This window comes from Streptomyces adelaidensis (assembly GCF_016598475.1).
GTDB lineage: Bacteria > Actinomycetota > Actinomycetes > Streptomycetales > Streptomycetaceae > Streptomyces > Streptomyces adelaidensis.
On the sequence record NZ_JAEMUX010000125.1, the window covers coordinates 1 to 19,105 of the forward strand.

Genomic DNA, 19,105 nt, shown 5'->3' on the forward strand with positions numbered 1-19,105 from the left:
GGACGGGGCTCCGGTCCCGGACGGGGCTCCGGTCCCGGAGGGGGTTCCGGTTCCGGAGGGGGTTCCGGTTCCGGAGGGGGTTCCGGTTCCGGAGGGGGTTCCGTGTCGCTGATCGCCACTCTCGCCCGGTTCGAAGCCGTCAGTACGGGCCGCGCCCAGCCCGCCGCCACCGTCCGCCACCGGCATCTCTCGGACCACCCTCTCGTCCTCGTGCCGCTCATCACCGCCGGTGAGGCGGGGGCTCCGCTCGGGGCGCTCGTCGGCACCGACCGGGACGCGCCCCGGCTGCTGGTCGTGCCGCAGCCCCGCGACCGTGACCTGCGGTTCGCGTTCCTGGCCGAGCTGGCGGACATCGTCCTGCCGTACCTGGACGGGTACGCCGACGTCGTGGAGACGGCCGAGCGCAATGAGACCGACCCCGAGACCGGCAAACGCGTCAAGGTCGAGGTCGAACTGTGCGCGGACGCCCCGCAGTTGATCCTGCCCAGCCGGACGGGCATCGACCTGGTACGGCTTCTCGGGCGCTCCATGCGGTTCCGGCGCACCGCCGAGCAGGACCCGGAGGCGCCCCATCCGGCGCCGCCGCGCGTGCCGTTGCTCGGGCGGTGGCTGACGCACTTCGGGGAGCGGGCCCGGGTGCCGGGCTCCGCGCTGCTGCTGGCGCTCACCGATCTGCTGTCGCGGCACTGGGCGACCGGGCAGTCCGGGGTGGAGGACCAGCATCTGGGGTCGCTGCTCGCCTGGATCGACCCCCCGGAGGGGGAACCGGGCGAGGCGGCGGCGCGGCGGGCCGAGCTGGCGCGGGACGCCGACGGCCAGTTGCTGTGCCCGCCCGCCGGGCCCGCGACCGACCCGGCGTTCGACAACAAGCTGCTGGCCCCGGCCATCGAGCGGTACGACCGGGCGCGGCTCTCCCTGGCCGCCGCCGAGGACGGCCTGGAGGCCGACGACCGCCTGGGCGCGCTGACCGCGGCCGAGCGGGAGATCCGCGCCCTCGTCGAGAGCCGCACCCGGCCCACCTGGGACGCGGTCTGGCACGGTCTCGACCTGCTGCGCGCCCTGCCGGAGGGCGCCCGCGCGGCCGACCGGTGGACCCGCGACCGCTGGTCGTTCACCGGCCACCGGGACCGGATCGTCGCCGGGGAGCCCCCGCAGCCCCGCCTCGACGACGCGGTCACCGCCGCGAACAAGCTGGCCGCGCGAGAGCGGGAACAGGCCCGCCTCGACGCCCAGGAAGCCCTCGACGACCCGCTCGTCATGGCCGGGCGGCGGCTGGCCGGGGAGGCGTTCGCCGGGGAGGTCGCGGACGTCGTCATGGCCTACAGCGAGGGCAAGCGGCCCAGCCCGCGGCCCCTGGTCACCGTACGGACGCGGGACCGGCCGCATCTCGGGGAGCGGGCGAAGGTGTACCGCTCGCTGGGCGGGAAGCCGCAGGCGGCGGAGTTCGTGGGGTACGAGGGCGAGGGCCCGGACGGGGACGGCGGTGTCCTCGTGGTGCTGCGGATCATGGACAAGATGGGGCGGGGGAAGGAGCCGGAGGCGGGCTCCGTGCCCGAGAAGGGGGATCTGCTCTGCTTCACCCTCTTCGAGCACGACCAGCGGGGCGGGGCGAAGCTGCCGGACCCCGAGGACACACCGTGGACGCACGGCGGGCCGCCGGGTGAGCCCGACGCCGTACCGCTGCCGGACCCGGTGACCGAGGAGGATGTCCTGTGACCGGCGCCGAGGCCGTACTCGACCCGGGGGCGGCCGCAGGCCGCGCCACCGACGCGATCCTGCGGGACACGCTGCGCGGCGAGGCCCGCGGCGTCGTCGTCGACTCGCCGCCCGGCGCCGGGAAGTCCACGCTCGTCGTCCGCGCCGCACTCGAACTGGCCTCCGCCGGGCGCCCGTTGATGGTCATCGCGCAGACGAACGCGCAGGTCGACGACCTGGTGATCCGGCTCACGGAGAAGGACCCCGACCTCCCGGTCGGCCGGCTGCACAGCAGCGACAGCGACCCGTACGACAAGGCGCTGGACGGCCTGTCGAACGTACGGAAGTCGACGAAGGCGGGCGATCTGGCGGGGCTCGACGTCGTGATCTCCACGGCCGCGAAGTGGGCGCACGTCAAGGGGGTCGAGCCGTGGCGCCACGCGATCGTCGACGAGGCGTACCAGATGCGGTCGGACGCGCTGCTGGCCGTGGCGGGGCTGTTCGAGCGGGCGCTGTTCGTGGGTGACCCCGGGCAGCTGGACCCGTTCGCGATCGTGGGCAGCGAGCAGTGGGCCGGGCTGTCGTACGACCCGTCGGCCTCGGCGGTGACGACGCTGCTGGCCCACAACCCCGAGCTGCCGCAGCACCGGCTGCCCGTGTCGTGGCGGCTCCCGGCGTCGGCGGCGCCCCTGGTCTCCGACGCGTTCTATCCCTTCACCCCCTTTCGCAGCGGTACGGGGCACGGGGACCGGCGGCTCGGGTTCGCGGTGCCGTCGGACGGCACCGGTCCCGACCGCGTCATCGACGAGGCGGCCGAGTCGGGGTGGGGACTGCTGGAGCTGCCGGCCCGGCACACGCCCCGCACCGACCCCGAGGCGGTACGGGCCGTCGCGCGGGTCGTACGGCGGCTCCTCGACCGGGGCGGTGCGGCGACCTCCGAGCAGTCCGAGGAACCCGTGCCGCTGACCGCCGACCGGATCGCCGTCGGTACCGCCCACCGCGACCAGGCCGCCGCGGTGCGCTCCGCGCTGGCGGAGCTGGGGGTGGCGGACGTGGTCGTGGACACGGCGAACCGGCTCCAGGGGCGGGAGTACGACGTCACGGTCGTCCTGCATCCGCTGTCCGGGCGGCCGGACGCGACGGCCTTCCATCTGGAGACCGGGCGCCTGTGCGTCCTCGCCTCCCGGCACCGGCACGCGTGCATCGTGGTGTGCCGGGCCGGGGTGACCGACCTCCTCGACGACCATCCCTCGACGGAACCGGTGCAGCTGGGGGCGACCGCGAAGTTCCCGGACGGCTGGGAGGCGAACCACGCGGTGCTGGCGGAGCTGGCGGAGCATCGGGTGGTGTGGAGGGGGTAGGGCTGCGCCGTGGCGCCTTGGGGGGGCGTGGTTGTGCGGGTACCGGCGTAGGGGGCCGGGAGCGGGCTCGATGCCCACTTGCGCGGTCACGCGACAATGGACGGTGGCCCTCCTCCCGGGGACGTCCCCGGGGACCGGCCACAGAACCGTCGTACGAGGAGGAGAAGACATGGCGGAGCCCACGCCGCGCCGGAACGAATCGCGGCTACGCCCCGCGCCCCTGCTCTTCGAGCCGGCGGAGGCGGCCGGCGATCCCGAGCACTTCTTCGATCTGGAGTCGATCGACGATCCACGGGCGCTGCTCTCCCGGGCCACGGAGCTGGCCCAGGCGTTCCGGGCTGCGGCGGACCGCGCCGTGGAGTTCCAGGCCATCGCGGCGGCCCAGCTCGCCGATCCCCGACGCTTCGACCGGCTCACCTCGGCGGACATCGCGGAGCGGGCCGAGTGGACCGAGGACTACGCGAAGAAGATGGTCGAGTTCGGACGGGACCTGATGCTGGGGCGTGACGTGAGTGGACCGGAGTCCATCTGACCGGTGGGGGCTCCGCGAACTGGGTTGTGCGTGAGCGTCTGCTGGGCTTCGCGGGGCGGATTTCGCCTACCGGCGCTCGTAAGGTGCCGCGTCTGCGGCTGCGCCGGGCGGGGCTTCACGCACCGGCGGTCGCTGCGTGCCGTCGGTGCGGCCGGACCATGGCGGGCTTCGCGCACCGGCCCTGGCGGGGCGCCGCGTCTGCGGCTGCGCCGGGCGGGGCTTCACGCACCAGCGGTCGCTGCGTGCCGTCGGTGCGCCGAACCGGGGCAGGTTTCGCGCACCGGCCCTGGCGGGGCGCCGCGTCTGCGGCTGCGCCGGGCGGGGCTTCACGCACCGGCGGTCGCTGCGTGCCGTCGGTGCGGCCGGACCATGGCGGGCTTCGCGCACCGGCCCTGGCGGGGCGCCGCCGCTGTGGCGCAGCCGGGGCGGGTTTCGCTCACCGGCGCTTGCCGGGTGCCGCCGCGCCCACCCGTGCCGCCCCAGCGGCACGATTGCCCGCGGTGGGGGTGGCCGGGCCGGCTTGGTCAGCTCGGCAGTCGGCGGCACCGCCGCTTGGGTGGGCCGGCGCTCCGGCGGCACGGCCACCCGCGGCCGAGACGGCTGAGACGGCTGAAGCAACCGGAACAGCAGCACGCGGCTCCGCCCCCTCGCCGCGAAACACCGTCTGGCATATGCCGATTGGGCAAGATACCCCACTTGCCCACCTCCCGTACCCGTTTCCGGCAACCATGAGGGGTCGGATGGTTACGGGCGGTAGATCTAGGTGCATGAGCGGTGGAGTTGGTTCGGGGCGGTATCCGCATGACCGGGGCGATGTCGCGGGGGTCACGGCGGAGGGGGCGGCTTGGCTGGCCTCGGCAGGAACGTATCCGCGGAGTGCGTTGGCGTTGTGGGAGGAGCGGTCGGCCGCGCCGGTGGTGTTGCCGTGCGGGACGGCGTTCGACGTCGTCAGCGTGCCGGCGCTCTTCGGGCGGCGGATGCTCGACCGGTTATGGGACGAGGGGCCCGGCTCCGGACCGGTGGCCGTGTACCGCGGGCGGATGCTGCTGTTCGCCTCGCCCGGCGCCGCCCACCGGCTGCCCACGCTCCTGGAGTGGGAGGAGTGGGGCTCGCCCGGCCGGACCGGCGCCGTCCCGCCCCTCCTCTGTCACGGCGCCGGTGACACCGTCACCGTCCCGGCCATGAACGGCACCGATGACAGCGGTGACCTCGGTGACACCGCCGAGAACAGTGGCTCCAGCCGGCCCGGATCACGTTGGCTCGTCGCGCCCGACACCCGGCGGCCGTGGCTTCCGGGGCCCGAGGTTCTGCTCTGGGCGGCCGTGCGGGCGGCCCGCGCGCATACCTCCGCGACCGTGCGGGTATCGATTTTTCCTCCCGCCGATCAGGATGCTAAGGTCTACGACGTCAGCAGGCGCCGCTAGCTCAGTTGGTTAGAGCAGCTGACTCTTAATCAGCGGGTCCGGGGTTCGAGTCCCTGGCGGCGCACGACACGAAAGAAGCCCCTCGCGGAAGCGGGGGGTTTCTTTCGTCACCGGATCCGGATCCTCCAGCACCCCGGAGGGCTACCGTCCCGTCGTGATCCGCACCGTCCACGCCCCCGACGCCGTGCGCCCCTCCACGGCCACCCGCACCGCCTCCCCCGGCACCGTGAAGCTCTCCCCCACGGCCACCGGGGCGTCCGCGAGCGGCGGGTAGACGGACTCCTCCCCGCAGGACTCGGTGCGGGGGTGGGCGTCGAAGACCTCGATGGGACCGCCGCCGGACTCGGCGCCGCTGCGGATGCGGTAGACGAGGACGCCCTGGGTGCAGACGGAGCCGTCGTTGCCGACCGCGCCCCGCGCCTCGATGCCGAGGGCGCTGTCGGGGCCGGTGCGGACGACCGCCAGCTTCATGCCCCGGCCGGCGCCGAATGCCTGCGCCCCCGCCGCCGCGCTCCCGGCCTCGTCCCCCGCCACCGGCCCCGCTCCCACCGCCTCCAGCGTCAGCCGGGTGCTCCCGGTGCCGCGTACGCACGCCACCTGTCTCGGTTCCAGCCATCCCAGCTTCCACTTGTGCCAGGCGAAGAGATCCGGGGCGAGGGCGAACTGGCTGCCCATGAGGTCCCAGTCGCCGACATGGGTGTCCCAGTCGCCCTTTCCGTCGGCGGGGCGGTGGTAGAGGTCGGGCAGGTCGAAGACATGGCCGGTCTCGTGGGCGAGGACGAGGCGGTCCGGCGGGTGCCGCTCGAACACGGTGACGACCCGGTGCAGGCCCGTGCCGTCGACCTCCAGCGGGGTCTCGAGATTCACCACCTTCGTCGCGTCCGAGTCGACGCCGGGCGCGTGCGGATCCGCGACGAAGTACACGACGTCGTAGCGGGAGAAGTCGACATGCCGGTCGGCCGTCGCGAGTGCGTCCTTGAGGTAGGCGGCCCGGTGCTCCGCGTTCCAGTCACGGCGTATGGCGTACGCCGTCGAGGGCCGCGGCATCTCCAGCCACTGCCGGCGCGGATGCGGACGGAGGGCGAATTTGCCGTACGAGGCGCGGGCGAAGAACTCGCTGGTGGCCGGAAAGTGATCGGCGGTCAGCTCGGCCGGAGTGGTGAGCGGGGCCGCGTCGGGGAAAGACAAGAACACCAGTACGGCGTCGAGGTCGCGGGTGGGGCGCGGATACGCGGCGTTCCAGCTGTCCAGGCCCTCCGAGTGATGCGCCTGGGTCCGCCGCAGCGCGCACGACTCCGAGAGGGGTACGGCGACCGACGGGGCGGCGATCAGAGAGGTCGCCGCGAGCGCGGTGAGGGAGGTGAGCATGGCCGCTGTACTGCGCAGACTGGGCGCCCGGTCACCGAGGAGTTCCTTCCAGAGGAGCGGACGCTGCACAGAGACCTCCGGATGCGGATCTTGGGGACACCGCCTCCAGATTTTCGGAGTTCGTCACACTTTGCCCTGTTTGTCTGCACCAGAAGGGTGACCGGAAGGATGAGAGGGAGTCGGGCGGCCCCCAGCGAACGACACCCCGGACACTCACGGAACGTCACAAGCGATCGACGAAGCGGGGAAGCTGTTCAGCTCGTGGCAGAAACGATCTGTCAGAACAGGTCGTTGTTCAGAGAGACTGGAGAGTGGCTAGAAGGCCTTGGGGCCAGCCTCTATGATCGGCACACTTTCCTGCACGGACACGACTTGAGCGCCCTTACGTACTTCGTTCGGCCGCTCCGACGACACGAATGAGACCGTACGAAAACGAGTGCACTGCGGGAGCGAACGGTGAGCGGAACGTCCCAAGGGCCGGCGCCCGCGGCAGACCTCGTCCGGCCGGCGATTACAGAACGTCACGTCAATGCGTCAGTTCAGTTGGCGGGTGAGAGTCCCACGGTCCCTGCGGCCTTCTCCGCCGCGCCGCTCGCCATGGCCGTCGTCGACCGGGACGGGCTGGTCGTCACCGCCAACGAGGCGATGACGACACTGCTCGGAAAGGGCGCGCGGACGCTGGTGGGCCGGGTCGCCGCCGAGCTGGTGGATCTGGCCACGGACACCCGCACCTGGCACGCGTACCGCGAGGTACTGCGCGGCCGGCACGCCCGGCTGCGCTGTACGCGCCGACTGAAACAGCCCGACGGGACCTCCTTGTGGGTACAGGTGTCCGTGGCACCCCTGCCCGATGAGGAGCGGGCGGTGCTGCTCTCGGTCGCCGACATCAGCGCCCACCGTCAACTCCAGGACCGGCTCCGTCACCTGCAGATGCACGACCCGGTGACCCGGCTCCCCAACCGCGCCCTCTTCTTCGAACAGCTCGCCACCGCCCTGGAACGCGACGCGTACGACGAGGCCGGCACCGGCCGCATCGGCCTCGTCTACCTGGACCTGGACGGGTTCAAGGCCGTCAACGACACCCTCGGCCACCGCATCGGCGACCGGCTGCTCGCGGCCGTCGCCGAACGGCTCACCCGGTGCGCCGACGAGGCGGGCCACCACCGGACGACGGGCCCGGCGTCCGGGGCGCCGCTCGTGGCCAGACTGGGCGGCGACGAGTTCGCGCTCCTGGTGGAGGACTCGACCGGCACGGAACAGCTCGCCGACCTCGCCGATTCCGTCCTCAAGGCCCTGCAGATCCCCTTCGACCTGGCCGGTCAGCGGCTGTCCGTCTCCGCCTCCATCGGCGTCGTCGAACGGCAGTCCGCGAGCACCACGGCGACGGGGCTGATGCAGGCCGCCGACACCACGCTGTACTGGGCGAAAGCCGACGGCAAGGCCCGCTGGACGCTGTTCGACCCGGAGCGCAACGCCCACCGGATGACCCGCCAGGCCCTCTCCTCCAGCCTGCGGGCGGCCATCGGGAGGGGCGAGTTCGTCCTCGAGTACCAGCCGCTCGTGGGCATGGCGGACGGCGAGGTGCGCGGGGTCGAGGCGCTGGTGCGCTGGCATCATCCGCAGTTCGGCGTATTGGCGCCGAATCGGTTCATCGCACTGGCCGAGGAGGACGGTTCGATCGTCCAGCTCGGACGACACATTCTCGCCACCGCCTGCCGCCAGGCCCGGCAGTGGCAGATCGACCATCCCGACCGGGCGCCGATCTTCGTCAGCGTGAACGTCGCCGTCCGCCAGGTCTGGGACTCCGACCTCGTCGCCGACGTCGCCGAGATCCTCTCGGAGACCGGCCTCGCCCCGCATCTGCTCCAGCTCGAACTGACCGAGTCCGCGCTCATGGGCTCCGCCGGCCGCCCCCTCCAGGCCCTCAAGGCCCTCAGCGACATGGGCGTACGCATCGCCATCGACGACTTCGGCACGGGGTACTCCAACCTGGCGTACCTCAGCCGGCTGCCGGTGTCGGTGCTGAAGCTGGACGGGGCGTTCGTCCGGGGCTTCCAGTACGAGCGCCCGCAGGAGAGCGGGGCCGGGGACGACGGTCAGCCCAACCCCGCCGACGAGATCATCGTCGAGGCCCTCGTCCAGCTCGCCCACCGGCTCGGGCTGACCGTCACCGCCGAGGGCGTGGAGACCGACGCGCAGGCCTCCCGGCTGCGCCGGCTCGGCTGCGACACCGGGCAGGGGTGGCTGTACTCCCGCGCGGTGTCGCCGGAGCGGATCGCGGAGCTGCTGGGGGCTGCGGCCTGTCCTCAGGCCTGAGCCCGGCCCCGGCCCGCACCGGGGCCCGGCCTCAGACCTGAGGAGTGCTTTCGATGTGCGGGAGGTCGTAGGCGTCCGCGATCAGTTCGTATGAGCGAAGGCGCAGGTCGGGGCTGTGGGCGTGGCTGGTGAGCATCAGCTCGTCGGCGCCGGTGCGCTTGTGGAGGTCGTCGAGGCGGGTGCGGACCTCGTCGACGGTGCCGTGCACGACGTCGGCGTTCCAGGAGGTGATGAAGTCCTCTTCGGCCACGCTGAATTCGTACGCCTCCGCCTCTTCCGGGGTCGGGACGAGACCGGGGCGGCCGGTGCGCAGGCGGATCATGTTCAGCGCGGCGGCCCTGACCTGGCGGCGGGCCTCCTTCTCCTCGTCCGCGGCGAGCGCCGAGACGCCGATCAGCGCGTACGGGGCGTCGAGGGCCGAGGAGGGGCGGAACGACTCTCGGTACAGGTCGAGGGCCGGGATCGTGTTCCGCGCGGAGAAGTGGTGCGCGAAGGCGAAGGGGAGACCGAGTTCGCCGGCCAGGCGGGCGCTGAAGCCGGAGGAGCCGAGGAGCCAGACCGGCGGGCGGTGCGGGGACTGGACGCCGCCGGGTGAGGTGCTCTGGATGGGGCCCGGGACCGCGTGGATACGGCGGTAGGGGTGGCCGTCGGGGAAGTCGTCGTCCAGGAAGCGGGTCAGCTCCGCCAGTTGCTCGGGGAAGTCGTCGGCGCCTTCATGGAGGCGGGTCGAGCGGCGGAGGGCGGCGGCTGTGGCGCCGTCCGTGCCGGGGGCTCGGCCGAGGCCCAGGTCGACGCGGCCCGGGGCCATCGCTTCGAGCGTGCCGAACTGCTCCGCGATGACCAGGGGGGCGTGGTTGGGGAGCATCACGCCGCCCGATCCGAGGCGGATGCGGGTGGTGTGGGCGGCCAGGTGGGCGAGGATCACGGCGGGGGAGGACGAGGCGACGCCCGGCATCGAGTGGTGTTCCGCCACCCAGTAGCGGTGGAAGGCGCGGCGTTCGGTCTGGCGGGCGAGGGTGACGCTGGTGCGGAGGGCGTCTGTGGCTGTGCGGCCGGCGCCTACGGTGACCAGGTCGAGGACGGAGAGGGGGACCGGGGCGGTGCCCTTGGCTCCGCCTCGTATCTCGGCTGTGGTCACGGGGTTCCTCCTGGGGGCTTGCGGTGGTTGTGGTCCGGCGTCGGGGTGCGTCCGGACGTAACAGGAGGGTGGCTCCGGTTATTCCCGCCCCCGCCGCCCCTACCCGTCCCTCCCCCACTCTCGGCTTCGCTCGAGCGGGAGGTGCCCCCATCCAGGGGCTGCGCCCCTTCTGCCCCCCGTTTTCGGCTGCCCGCCCGGTGGGGGCTTGTCGCGCAGTTCCCCGCGCCCCTGAAAGGCAAAGACGAAGGGCGCGGGGGTGGGCCGTGGTTATGCCTGGACGATTGGTTCCCTGGTGAACAGGGCGCCCAGTCGGGGGGCGTTGACCCTTCGGTCGGCCAGCCTCAGGGCTTCCCAGACTGTGACCTGGTTGGCGGTGAGGACGGGCTTGGCGAGTTCTTTTTCCAGGGTGGGGATGTGGGAGGCGGTGTGGAGGGCGGTGTCGGGGAGGAGGAGGGCTTGGGCTTCGGGGTGGTCGGCGGATCGGGCGAGGGTGAGGGTGTCGTCGAGGGTCCAGGTGCCGACCTCGGCGGCCGTGATGATGCCGGCGCCGCGTACGGAGACGACCTCCACGCCGGCCGCCGCGAGGAAGTCGACGAAGAGCCGGGCCACGTCGTCGGGGTAGGTGGCCGCCACGGCGACCCGGCGGGCGCCGATCTCCCGGGCCGCGTGGGCGAAGGCGAAGGAGGTGGAGGAGGCGGGCAGGCCGGCGGCGCGGGCGAGGTTGCGGATCTGCTCCTGTGCGCCTTCGTAGCCGTGGACGAAACTGCCGCTGGTGCAGGCCCAGACGACGGCCTCGGCGCCGGACAGGCGCAGCGCCTCGCAGCCGGCGGCCAGGCGTTCGGGGGCGCCCATCTCGCGCAGGGCGTCCACGCGGTGGGCGTCCTCGCCGATGTCGGTGTGCACGAGGTCGACCCGGATGTCGCTGCCCAGGAGTTGCTCGATACGCGGATAGTCGTCCTCGGCGGAGTGGCCCGGGTAGAGGAAACCGAGTGCGGTCATGCCCAACCTTCCTGTTCTTCCGGTAGTACGGGCGGCGGCGGTACAGGCCCCTGGCCGAACGTCTCCATGGCGGATTCGTCGATCAGAGCCTGGTACGGACCCACCGCCCGGGTACCCAGGTGACGCAGCGCCGCCCACATCGTCACCTGGTTGGCCGAGAGAACGGGCATCCGCAGTTCCGCTTCCAGCTGGGGGATGACGTCGTAGGTGGGCAGGTTGGTGCAGGAGATGAAGAGGGCGTCCGGCGCCGCCGTACGGACCGCGCGGCGGGCCATGGCGACCACATCGCGGTACGGGACCTTCCAGATGTGCCGGACCAGGCCGAGCGAGGAGCGCCCGGTGACCTGGATGCCCGCCTCCGCGAGGTACTCCTCCAGGACCTGGGTCACCGAGACCGTGTACGGGGTGACCAGCGCGACCCGGCGTACGGTCAGCTCGGTCAGGGCGTCGAGCAGCGCGCCCGAGGTGGTGACGGCTCGCGCGGCGCCCGCGCGGGTCATCGCCTCGCCCATCGCCCGCTCCCCCGCGACCCCGCCGACGAAGCTGCCGCTGGTGCAGGCGTAGGCCACGACCTCGGGCGCGACCTCGTTCAGGGCGCGTACGGCGTCGTGGAGCGTCTCGTGCTCGGAGACCAGCCGGGCCAGGTCGAGGCTCACCTCGACCGGGACGTACGGGGTCCGGGTGAGATGCAGGGAGACGTCGTCCGGGACCCAGCGCCACAGCTCGCGGTCGAGGGCGAAATCGAACGGGGCGATGACGCCGACGCCGCGCTGCGGCTGTGGGCCACCGAGGAAGGAGACGTTCATGACAGCCACCGGCCTCACGGAGAGAGATGTGCGGACGACAGACCGTGCGCAAGTCCGTGTTGACGAAGGTAGATTCGGGTGCGAGCGTGGTCAATCAGTGCATGTCACACGCATCCAGTGGGGCCGGTAGAACCGCTTCCGTTTGTGATTGGTTTCTTACGCCTATGACCTCGACGCCGCGCCCGAACCTCCTCGTCCTCGATATCGAGCCTCGTCCCCGGCTCGGGCGGCTGACCGGACGGGCAAGCGTCGAGTACGCCGACGCCTCGACGCTCGCCGAGCGGCTGCCGTACGCCGATGTGTTGCTGGTGTGGGACTTCACCTCCCGCGCGGTGCGGGACGCCTGGCCGGGCGAGGGGCCCCGGCCGCGCTGGGTGCACACGGCCAGCACGGGTGTGGACCATCTGCTGGGCCCGGAACTCGCCGCCGCCGACGGCACGGTGGTGACCAACGCGCGCGGCGTGTTCGAACAGCCGATCGCGGAGTATGTCGCCGCGCTCGTCCTGAGCATGGCCAAGGATCTGCCGCGTACCTGGGAGTCGCAGGGGCGGCGGGAGTGGCGGCACCGGGAGACGCTGCGGGTGGCGGGCGGCCGGGCGTGCGTGGTGGGGTCCGGGCCGATCGGGCGGGCGATCGCGCGCTGCCTGAAGACCCTCGGCGTCCACACGGCCCTGGTCGGCCGGGCGGCGCGCGCCGGCGTGCACGGTCCCGAGGAGCTCGACCGGCTGCTGGCCCGCGCCGACTGGGTGATCGCGGCCGCGCCGCTGACGGAGGCCACGTACGGCATGTTCGACGCCCGGCGTTTCGGGGTCATGCAGCCGTCGGCGCGGTTCGTCAATGTGGGGCGGGGGCAGCTCGTGGTGGAGGACGCGCTGGTCGAGGCGGTGCGGAAGCGGTGGATCGCGGGAGCGGCGCTGGATGTCTTCGAGCGCGAACCGCTGGGCCCGGACGACCCGTTGTGGGAGGTGCCGGGGCTGATCATCTCGCCCCACATGAGCGGCGACACGGTCGGGTGGCGGGACGAACTCGGCGCGCAGTTCGTGGAGTTGTTCGGGCTGTGGGAGGCGGGAAAGCCGCTGCCCAACGTGGTCGACAAGCAGCGCGGGTACGTGCCCGGGCACTGAACTCCCCAGGAGGGGCCGGATGTCGGAGCTGACGGACCTTACGAGCCTTACGGATCTCATGGGACCACAGGGGCTGACGGGGCTGTCCGCCGTGCGGCTCGTCGAGGGGTATCGCGGGGGCGAGTTCAGTCCGGTGGAGGTGACGCGGGCGGCTCTGGAGCGGGCCGAGCGGGTGCAGCCGGTCGTGAACGCCTTCGTGCGCATCGACGCCGAGTCGGCGCTCGCTCAGGCCCGGGAGTCGGAGGGGCGCTGGCGGCGCGGGGAGCCGGCCGGGGCGGTGGACGGGGTGCCCGTCACGGTGAAGGACATCCTGCTGATGCGGGGCGGGCCGACCCTGAAGGGCTCCAGGACCATTTCTGTGGAGGGGAGTTGGGAGGAGGACGCGCCTTCCGTGGCCCGGCTGCGGGAGCAGGGCGCCGTCTTCCTGGGCAAGACCACCACGCCCGAGTTCGGCTGGAAGGGCGTCACCGATTCACCGCTGAGCGGGGTGACGCGCAATCCGTACGACCTCTCGCGTACGGCCGGGGGTTCCAGCGGGGGCGCGGCGGCGGCCGTCGCGCTCGGGGCGGGGCCGCTGGCGCTGGGCACCGACGGGGGTGGCAGCGTGCGTATCCCGGCCGCCTTCTGCGGGGTGTTCGGGCTGAAGCCGACGTACGGGCGGGTGGCGCTGTATCCCGCGAGCGCCTTCGGCACGCTGGCCCATGTGGGGCCGCTGACCCGGGACGCGGCGGACGCCGCGCTGATGCTGGACGTGATCGGCGGACCCGACGCGCGGGACTGGTCGGCGCTCGGGCCGCCGCCCGGGTCCTTCGTGGACGCGCTCTCCGAGGGCGTGCGCGGGCTGCGGATCGCGTACTCGGCGTCCCTGGGCGGGCAGGTCGCCGTGCAGCCGGCCGTCGCCCACGCGGTGCGGCGGGCCGTGGAGGCGCTGGCCGGGCTGGGGGCGTACGTCACCGAGGCCGACCCCGACTTCACCGATCCCGTCGAGGCGTTCCACACGTTGTGGTTCAGCGGGGCGGCGCGGGTGACGCAGCGGCTCGGGCCGCGTCGGCTGGAGCTGCTGGATCCTGGGTTGCGGGAGGTCCGGGAGGCCGGGGCGGGGCTGTCCGCGCTGGACTATCTGGCCGCGGTGGATGTGCGGATGGATCTCGGGCGGCGGATGGGGGTCTTTCATGAGCGGTACGACCTTCTTGTGACGCCCACGTTGCCGGTCACCGCGTTCGAGGCGGGGGTGGAGGTGCCTCGGGGGGTGGGGTATCGGCGGTGGACGGGGTGGACGCCGTTCACCTATCCGTTCAATCTGACGCAGCAGCCTGCGGCGAGTGTGCCTGTGGGGGTGGATGAGGGTGGGCTGCCGGTGGGGCTTCAGGTGGTGGGGGCTCGGCATCGGGATGATCTGGTGTTGCGGGTGGGGCATGCGTTGTACGAGGCGGGGGTTGCGGTGCCGGCGCCTGCCGGCGGGGCGTTCCGGGTTTGATTCGCCCCCGCCGCCCCTACCCGTCCCTCCCTCACTCACTCTCGGCTTCGCTCGAGCGGGAGGTGCCCCCATCCAGGGGCTGCGCCCCTTCTACCCCCCAGTCCCCCGTTTTTCGGCTGCGGGTCCGTGGGGGCTTGTCGCGCAGTTCCCCGCGCCCCTTACGGGGCGCGGAATTGAAGGGTCTCCCCCAGTGCCCCCGTGCGCCAGAGGTCGTTGCAGGCCTCCGCCATCTCGTCCAGGCCCTCGACCACCTGGCCCCAGACGATCCCCGGGACCCAGCCGACGTCGCCGTTCAGCAGCAGGTTGTTGCGTTCGTAGAAGAGGGCGAGGTCGACGAGGGTGGTGCCGGGGTGGACCTCGCGGTCGTAGCCGTAGGCGTTGGTGGCGAGTTCCGTGCCGGCGAAGGAGAAGTAGCAGAGGTCGCCGGGGATGGGGGTGACGGTGGGGTTCTCCAGGGGTGGCTCGCGGTCGGCGAAGGGTGGGAAGAGGGCGTAGATCTCGTTGCGGGCGTACTTGGCGTGGTAGACGTCGCCGGAGAGTGGCAGGGCTTCCCAGACCGCGGCGCAGGTGAGGGGGGCGCGGTCGTCGAGGAGTTTCGCCGTGCACACTGCCTGGCGCTTGGGCAGGGAGATCTCGATGTAACGGTCGGCCATGTCTTCCATGGTGCCGCCGGGGTCAAGGGCGCCTCGCGAGTACGGCCGAAAGTGTGCGGGGGTCGTGAAGAGCGCCGAGGTGGCGTGAATACATCGCATCGGGTCGGGTAGCCGCGCGCCCATGGCTCCAGCAACAGGGACACCCCGCAAGACCGGGAGAACCGGGAAGACACGCGACCCCAGCCGACGGGCGCTGCTCGCCGGTGCCTCCGCGCTCGCCACGGCTGGCGCGCTGGGCGCCGCCGGGTGCAGCCGGGTGGCCTCCGCCTCCGGTGCGGAGGGGGGTGAACTGCTGGACCGGCTGCGGGCGCAGGGCATCGTACGGCTGGGTATCGCGGGTGAGATCCCGTTCGGGTACATCGACACGGACGGGGAGCTGACCGGTGAGGGGCCGGAAGTGGCCAAGGTCATCTTCAAGCGGCTGGGGGTGGAGCGGGTGCAGCCCGTGCCGACCGAGTTCGGCTCGCTCATCCCGGGGCTGAACTCCCAGCAGTTCGACGTGGTGTCCGCCGGGATGTACATCAACCCCGAGCGCTGCGCGCAGGTCATCTTCTCCGAGCCGGACCACCAGATGCTGGACGCGTTCGTGGTGCGCAAGGGCAACCCGAAGGGCCTGGTCGACTACGCGGACGTCATACGGGCCAAGGCCCGGTTCGCCACGGGGTCGGGGTACGCGCAGATCGCGCACGCGATCGAGGCGGGGTATCCGGAGGGCGACATCGTCATCGTGCCCGACCAGGTGGCGGGGATGAACGCCGTGGAGGCGGGGCGGGTCGACGTGTTCGCGGGGACGTCGCTGACCACCCGCGAGGTGGTGAAGAAGTCCCGCAGGACGGAGGCGACCAAGGCGTTCGCCGCGCGCGTCGACGGCGAACCCCGGGTGGACGGCGCGGGCTTCGCCTTCCGGCCGGCCGAGACGAACCTGCGGGACGCCTTCGACGTCGAGCTGCGGAAGATGAAGGAGAGCGGCGAACTGCTGCGCGTCCTGCGACCCTTCGGCTTCACCAAGGTCGAGATGACCGAGCTGACGACGAAGGAGCTCTGCAGCGGATGACACCGGGACTCTGGGAACTCGTACTGCGTGGCGTCTGGGTCACCCTCCAACTGCTGTTCCTCGGCGCGCTGGTGGCCACGGTCGTCTCCTTCGCCGTGGGGGTCGCGCGCACCCACCGGCGGTGGATCGTCCGCTTCGTCGCGGGCCTCTACACCGAGGTGTTCCGCGGCACCTCCGCGCTGATCATGATCTTCTGGGTGTACTTCGTGCTGCCGCTCGCCTTCGGCTGGCAGCTCGTCCCGCTGTGGGCGGGCGTCCTCGCTCTCGGCCTGACGTACGGGGCGTACGGCGCCGAGATCGTGCGCGGCGCCCTGAACTCGGTGGACCCGGCGCAGCGGGAGGGCGGGATCGCGCTGAGCTTCACGCCGTGGCAGCGGATGCGGCTGATCCTGCTGCCGCAGGCGGTCCCGGAGATGATCCCGCCCTTCGCCAACCTGGTGGTGGAACTGCTCAAGGGCACGGCCCTGGTGTCGGTCATCGGCATGGGCGACCTGGCGTTCAGCGGCAGCCTGGTGCGGCTGGCGCTGCAGGAGAGCGTGGAGATCTACACGTATCTGCTGGTCATCTACTTCGTGATCGCCTTCCTGCTCACCCGGGCCATGCGGGCGCTGGAGCGGCGGCTGAAGGCGGGGCTCGGAAGGGCTCCGGCGAAAGCGGCTGTGGCGCCGGTGCGTGTTCCTGAGGGCGCGGGCGCGGGAGGCGGTGCGTGATGAGCTGGGACTGGAACGCGGTCGTCGACTTCCTGCCCCACTTCCGGGACGGTCTGCTGGTCACCCTGCAGATCCTGGCCCTGGGCTCGGTCGTCTCCTTCGTCCTCGGACTGGTGTGGGCGCTGCTGGTGCGGACGCCGACCCGGTGGGTGAGCTGGCCGGTGGGGGTCGTCACGGAGTTCATCCGGAACACCCCTCTGCTGGTCCAGCTGTTCTTCCTCTTCTATGTGCTGCCCGAGTGGGGCCTGACCTTCTCGGCGCTGACCACGGGCGTCTTCGCGATCGGGCTGCACTACTCGACGTACACGATGCAGGTCTACCGAGCCGGCATCGAGGCGGTGCCCGTCGGCCAGTGGGAGGCGGCGACGGCGCTGAATCTGCCGGTCGGGCGCACCTGGGCGGTGGTGATCCTGCCGCAGGCGGTCCGCCGGGTGGTGCCCGCGCTGGGCAACTACGTGATCTCCATGCTCAAGGACACTCCGATCCTGATGGTGATCACGGTCCCGGAGATGCTCGGCGAGGCGCGGCTGTACGCCCAGGAGACGTTCCGTTTCACCGAGCCCCTGACCGTCATCGGGGTGGCCTTCATCCTCATCTCCTATCTGGCCTCCCTCCTTCTGCGAACCCTGGAGCGACGTCTTGTCCGCTGACACCCCGCTGATGAAAGAACCCGACGCCAACACCGGTTCCGAGGCCACCAGCAGTTCCGGCGGCCCCGCCGGCCGTCCCGTGGACCGCGCCGAGCTGATCCGCTTCGAGAACGTGACCAAACGATTCGGCAGCAACACGGTCCTCGACCGCCTCGACTTCTCCGTGGACACCGGCAAGCACGTCACGCTGATAGGCCCGTCCGGCTCCGGCAAGACGACGATCCTGCGGATGCTGATGACCCTGGTCAAGCCCGACGAAGGCACGATCACCGTCGGCGGGCAGCGGCTGTTCCCGGCGAGCGACAAGCAGTGCCGTGAGGTGCGCAAGAACATCGGGATGGTGTTCCAGCAGTTCAACCTCTTCCCCAACATGAAGGTGCTGCGGAACATCACCGAGGCGCCGGTCACCGTCCTCGGGCTCTCCAAGGACGAGGCCGAGGCGCGCGCCCGCGAGCTGCTCGACCTCGTCGGGCTGGCCGACAAGTGCGACGCGTACCCGACCCAGCTGTCCGGCGGGCAGCAGCAGCGGGTGGCCATCGCCCGGGCGCTGGCGATGCGCCCGCAGGTGCTGCTCCTGGACGAGGTGACGTCCGCGCTCGACCCCGAGCTGGTCGCGGGCGTGCTCGACCTGCTCAGGGACATCGCCCGCACCACCGACATCACGATGCTCTGTGTGACTCACGAGATGAACTTCGCCCGTGACATCTCGGATCAGGTTCTTATGTTCGATTCTGGCCAGGTCATCGAGTCGGGCAGCCCCGAGAAGATTTTCGGCGACCCCGCGCACGAACGCACTCGCGAGTTCCTCGGCGCGGTCCTCTGACTACACCGCGTGAACGGGCGAACACGTGGGAACACCCGAGGCCCGACCGCCGCGCCATGACTCAGGCATATGCCAGAGTGCTGATCCGGCTGTTGAGGGGCCCGAAGGTCCGCGGATTTTCTCGCGAACAACCCCTCCAACCAGGGCCCTTGGGCCGTATCGTGGGACACGGCAAGCTGTCCGAAAAACGGCCCGAGAAGCGCAGGGGGAAACCGTGGCGCTCAGGCACGAGCCGACCGCGCCGTACCACTCGGCCCAGGACGCACTCCGCGTCCTGGAGACGGTGGCACAGCACGCAGGTGGCGTCACCGACGCCGAGATCGCCCGTCACACCGGCGTCGACAGTGAGCGGCTGACCACGCTCCTGCGGATGCTGCGCCGCGAGGGGTACGTGGAACAGACCGCCGACGGCGCCTACGTCACCGGCGCCGCACTCGCCCGGCTGGGCTCCGCGCAGGGCCATGACCAGGCCCTGCGCGAGCAGCTTCAGCGCATCCTCGACCGGCTGCGCGACTCGGTGGGCGCCGCCGTCTATGTCACCCGCTATCTGGACGGCGAGATCCAGGTCACCGGCTGGGCCGACGGCCCGGCCACACCCGCGGTCCACGAGTGGGTCGACTTCCGTTCCTCCGCCCATGCCACCGCGTTCGGCAAGGGCCTGCTGGGCCAGCTCGACCTCAACGGCCGCCGCGACCACCTCTCGCGCCACCGTCCGGCCCGGCTCACCGCCCGCACGATCACCAACGAGAAGGTGCTGCTGAGCAAGCTCGACGCCCAGTCGCCCACGGTTCCGGTCCTCGACCTCCAGGAGTACGCGCCGGGCACGGTCTGCGCGGCCGTCTCCCTCACCGCGGGCTCCGCCGTCGGCTGCCTCGCCCTGTCCCTCCCGCTCGAACACGCGCACAGGCTCCGCCAGGCCGCCCACACACTGAACCGGGAAGCGGCGCCGGTCCTGCTCTCGCTGGCGATCTAGCT

17 protein-coding genes and 1 tRNA gene are annotated in these 19,105 nt (G+C 71.9%); 13 read left to right on the top strand and 5 right to left on the bottom strand.

Translation table 11 applies throughout. The annotated features are described in order from the left end of the window. Nucleotides 1–102 precede the first annotated feature (102 nt). The 5 genes from I8N67_RS38210 to I8N67_RS38230 all read left to right on the top strand — a co-directional run bounded on the left by I8N67_RS38210 (nt 103) and on the right by I8N67_RS38230 (nt 5,076). Nucleotides 103–1,716 carry a hypothetical protein gene (locus tag I8N67_RS38210; protein ID WP_200308894.1) on the top strand — a complete coding sequence of 538 codons (1,614 nt, stop codon included), beginning with the start codon at nt 103–105 and terminating at the stop codon, nt 1,714–1,716. Beyond that, entirely contained in the window at nt 1,713–3,056 is a 1,344-nt protein-coding gene (locus I8N67_RS38215; RefSeq protein ID WP_200308895.1) for an AAA domain-containing protein, read from the top strand. Before I8N67_RS38210 ends, I8N67_RS38215 begins: the two co-directional genes overlap by 4 nt. Nucleotides 3,057–3,225: 169 nt before the next feature. Then, on the top strand, nt 3,226–3,588 hold the full coding sequence (locus tag I8N67_RS38220; RefSeq protein ID WP_200308896.1) for a DUF8844 domain-containing protein: 363 nt from the start codon (nt 3,226–3,228) through the stop codon (nt 3,586–3,588). 767 nt (nt 3,589–4,355) lie between these two features. Further along, nucleotides 4,356–5,012 carry a bifunctional DNA primase/polymerase gene (locus I8N67_RS38225; RefSeq protein WP_200308897.1) on the top strand — a complete coding sequence of 219 codons (657 nt, stop codon included), beginning with the start codon at nt 4,356–4,358 and terminating at the stop codon, nt 5,010–5,012. Then, nucleotides 5,003–5,076, top strand: a tRNA-Lys gene (locus tag I8N67_RS38230). Before I8N67_RS38225 ends, I8N67_RS38230 begins: the two co-directional genes overlap by 10 nt. Nucleotides 5,077–5,153: 77 nt before the next feature. Here I8N67_RS38230 and I8N67_RS38235 read toward each other — a convergent pair. Continuing rightward, on the bottom strand, nt 5,154–6,449 hold the full coding sequence (locus I8N67_RS38235; RefSeq protein WP_200308898.1) for a M6 family metalloprotease domain-containing protein: 1,296 nt from the start codon (nt 6,447–6,449) through the stop codon (nt 5,154–5,156). 528 nt (nt 6,450–6,977) lie between these two features. Here I8N67_RS38235 and I8N67_RS38240 point away from each other — a divergent pair. Continuing rightward, on the top strand, nt 6,978–8,696 hold the full coding sequence (locus I8N67_RS38240) for a putative bifunctional diguanylate cyclase/phosphodiesterase (RefSeq protein ID WP_234046951.1): 1,719 nt from the start codon (nt 6,978–6,980) through the stop codon (nt 8,694–8,696). A 31-nt stretch (nt 8,697–8,727) separates the two neighbouring features. On the opposite strand, the gene I8N67_RS38245 is transcribed toward I8N67_RS38240, so the two are convergent. From I8N67_RS38245 to I8N67_RS38255, 3 genes are all read right to left on the bottom strand, one after another. Then, complete coding sequence (locus I8N67_RS38245; protein WP_200308900.1) at nt 8,728–9,834, bottom strand: LLM class flavin-dependent oxidoreductase; 1,107 nt, start codon at nt 9,832–9,834, stop codon at nt 8,728–8,730. A 267-nt stretch (nt 9,835–10,101) separates the two neighbouring features. Beyond that, entirely contained in the window at nt 10,102–10,833 is a 732-nt protein-coding gene (locus tag I8N67_RS38250; protein ID WP_200308901.1) for a maleate cis-trans isomerase family protein, read from the bottom strand. Continuing rightward, a complete protein-coding gene (locus tag I8N67_RS38255) occupies nt 10,830–11,639 on the bottom strand; it encodes a maleate cis-trans isomerase family protein (protein WP_200308902.1) in 810 nt (269 codons plus the stop codon). The genes I8N67_RS38250 and I8N67_RS38255 overlap by 4 nt, the downstream gene beginning before the upstream one ends. A 164-nt stretch (nt 11,640–11,803) precedes the next feature. On the opposite strand from I8N67_RS38255, the gene I8N67_RS38260 reads away from it, so the two are divergent. Beyond that, nucleotides 11,804–12,763 carry a D-2-hydroxyacid dehydrogenase gene (locus I8N67_RS38260; protein WP_200308903.1) on the top strand — a complete coding sequence of 320 codons (960 nt, stop codon included), beginning with the start codon at nt 11,804–11,806 and terminating at the stop codon, nt 12,761–12,763. A 58-nt stretch (nt 12,764–12,821) separates the two neighbouring features. Next, a complete protein-coding gene (locus I8N67_RS38265; RefSeq protein WP_234046952.1) occupies nt 12,822–14,240 on the top strand; it encodes an amidase in 1,419 nt (472 codons plus the stop codon). A 158-nt stretch (nt 14,241–14,398) separates the two neighbouring features. Here the strand turns inward: I8N67_RS38265 and I8N67_RS38270 are convergent, their stop codons facing one another. Then, nucleotides 14,399–14,893, bottom strand: coding sequence for a DUF3830 family protein (locus tag I8N67_RS38270; RefSeq protein WP_200308905.1), 495 nt, complete (start codon nt 14,891–14,893; stop codon nt 14,399–14,401). Between the two features lie 121 nt (nt 14,894–15,014). Here I8N67_RS38270 and ehuB point away from each other — a divergent pair, with 121 nt between their 5' ends. The 5 genes from ehuB to I8N67_RS38295 all read left to right on the top strand — a co-directional run bounded on the left by ehuB (nt 15,015) and on the right by I8N67_RS38295 (nt 19,103). Further along, nucleotides 15,015–15,947: an ectoine/hydroxyectoine ABC transporter substrate-binding protein EhuB gene (gene ehuB / locus I8N67_RS38275; RefSeq protein ID WP_200308906.1), complete on the top strand. Its 933-nt coding sequence runs from the start codon at nt 15,015–15,017 to the stop codon at nt 15,945–15,947. Next, the gene (gene ehuC, locus I8N67_RS38280; protein WP_200308907.1) at nt 15,944–16,657 is read left to right on the top strand and encodes an ectoine/hydroxyectoine ABC transporter permease subunit EhuC; all 714 of its coding nucleotides are present in this window, start codon (nt 15,944–15,946) and stop codon (nt 16,655–16,657) included. The genes ehuB and ehuC overlap by 4 nt, the downstream gene beginning before the upstream one ends. Continuing rightward, nucleotides 16,657–17,307, top strand: a complete 651-nt coding sequence (ehuD, locus tag I8N67_RS38285; RefSeq protein WP_200308908.1) for an ectoine/hydroxyectoine ABC transporter permease subunit EhuD — start codon at nt 16,657–16,659, stop codon at nt 17,305–17,307. Before ehuC ends, ehuD begins: the two co-directional genes overlap by 1 nt. A gap of 10 nt (nt 17,308–17,317) precedes the next feature. Continuing rightward, nucleotides 17,318–18,130 (top strand): ectoine/hydroxyectoine ABC transporter ATP-binding protein EhuA, encoded by an 813-nt coding sequence (ehuA, locus tag I8N67_RS38290; protein WP_372443897.1) that lies wholly within the window; start codon nt 17,318–17,320, stop codon nt 18,128–18,130. A 214-nt stretch (nt 18,131–18,344) separates the two neighbouring features. After that, the gene (locus I8N67_RS38295) at nt 18,345–19,103 is read left to right on the top strand and encodes an IclR family transcriptional regulator (protein ID WP_200308909.1); all 759 of its coding nucleotides are present in this window, start codon (nt 18,345–18,347) and stop codon (nt 19,101–19,103) included. Nucleotides 19,104–19,105: the final 2 nt, after the last annotated feature.